We start from the raw sequence: 1,816 nt of genomic DNA, 5'->3' as shown, positions 1-1,816 counted from the left end.
TTTGAACGAGGGATGAGCGTCACCCTTTCACGGACTGGAAAAGCGTTTAAACTGGCTCAATCACAGCAATTTGTCGCTTCTTCAAGAGGAACCGTTGAGGAAGGCTATGCTGGCGATATTATCGGCATCTATGACCCCAATGTCTATCGAATCGGTGATACGATCGTCACCGGAAAATCAAATTTTGAATACGATGAACTTCCGCAGTTTCCGCCAGAGCTTTTCAAAAAAGTAACGGCGAAAAACGTAATGAAATCGAAGCAATTTAAAAAAGGACTGGAACAGCTCGTACAAGAAGGGGCGATTCAGTTATTCAAACGCTATCGATTTGAAGATTACATTATCGGAGCGGTTGGAGAACTTCAGTATGAAGTTTTTGAATACCGAATGAAGAATGAATACAACGTAGAAGTAGAACTTACTCCGATCGGGGAACGTATTCCTCGCTGGTTGAGAGAAGACCAGGTGGATGAGTCCTTGTTCGATGAGCGTAACATGCTCGTCCAGGATAGAGATGGCAGTCCTCTTGTGTTATTTAAAAATGATTTTTCACTCCGTTGGTTTAAAGACAAAAATCCGGACATTGAACTAACCGATTTGTTTGAAGTCAATCAATATAATCAAACATTCGAATAAGCAGCAACGAACCACTACATGAAAAATGTAGTGGTTTTTTATACGGTTATTCAAAAGAAATATTATCCATTATAATAGTGCATACAATAGTTGTGATCCAACAGACCTACTAAGAGTGGAAATGTGCAGAAGTTTCAAAAGTATCAAAATAGATTTTAAAAAAATGTCTCCAAACGATTGGAGCAGTGCATAAACAGCCGAAAGTAGAAGAAAGGGAAATCTATCAGTTCCTTCATTCAATAAAAGGTACCGGAGCGACAATTGATTCTGGAAGAGATCAGCAACCTGGCCAATAGCATCCTAACCCCTGTCTAGAGGGATATCTCGTCATGCCTTATCCATTAAGGAAGCTCTCAACAATTATTTTACAAACTATTCTTCATCGAAATAAATGCGGACAAATTTAAGTAGCAGAAGAGAATTAAAAGAATAACGAGTTCCTGAGAGGCTTACTCACAGGGTTTTTTTTCTGGAAAAATTTTCTTCAAGTCCACAAAACCGAATGTTTGTTCGTTTGATGTTAGAATGATAATATAATGTGGTAAACTAACTTTGAACGAGATAGAACGGAGGGTTTCGTCGTGGAGAATAAATTCGAATTAGTATCACAATACTCACCTCAAGGAGATCAACCGAAGGCGATCAAAGAGCTGGTCGATGGGATTAACCGTGGGGAACGACATCAGACGCTTTTAGGTGCGACAGGTACGGGTAAAACGTTTACAATGTCCAACGTGATACAGCAAGTAAATAAACCTACACTGATTATCGCACACAATAAAACGCTGGCAGGGCAGCTATATAGTGAGTTTAAGGAGTTCTTCCCGAACAATGCTGTTGAATATTTTGTAAGTTACTACGATTATTATCAACCAGAAGCCTATGTGCCTTCTTCAGATACTTTCATTGAAAAAGATGCGAGCATCAATGATGAAATTGATAAGTTACGACACTCGGCGACATCTGCTCTTTTTGAGCGGAATGATGTGATTATCGTAGCGAGTGTTTCGTGTATTTATGGTTTAGGTTCTCCCGACGAATACCGCAGCCAGGTCCTTTCTATTCGGATGGGAATGGAGAAGGACAGGGACGAGCTTTTAAGAAACCTTGTCGATATTCAATATGCACGAAATGATATTGATTTCCAACGCGGAACGTTTCGTGTGCGCGGAGATTCAGT

The 1,816-nt window shown here is 40.0% G+C and carries 1 protein-coding gene and 1 pseudogene; both read left to right on the top strand.

The window, feature by feature from the left end; all coding sequences use genetic code 11:
- Positions 1-636: pseudogene (locus tag LD39_RS12865) on the top strand (peptide chain release factor 3); the annotation flags it as partial.
- A 581-nt stretch (positions 637-1,217) separates the two neighbouring features.
- Positions 1,218-1,816: DEAD/DEAH box helicase family protein (locus LD39_RS12860; RefSeq protein WP_035547393.1), on the top strand; the 599-nt coding region annotated here is incomplete at its 3' end.

Origin of the sequence: Halobacillus sp. BBL2006 (assembly GCF_000786645.1) — a bacterium.
Lineage (GTDB): Bacteria > Bacillota > Bacilli > Bacillales > Halobacillaceae > Halobacillus.
The sequence above is the reverse complement of the archived record's forward strand: the minus strand, read 5'-3'. Positions and strand labels throughout refer to the sequence as shown.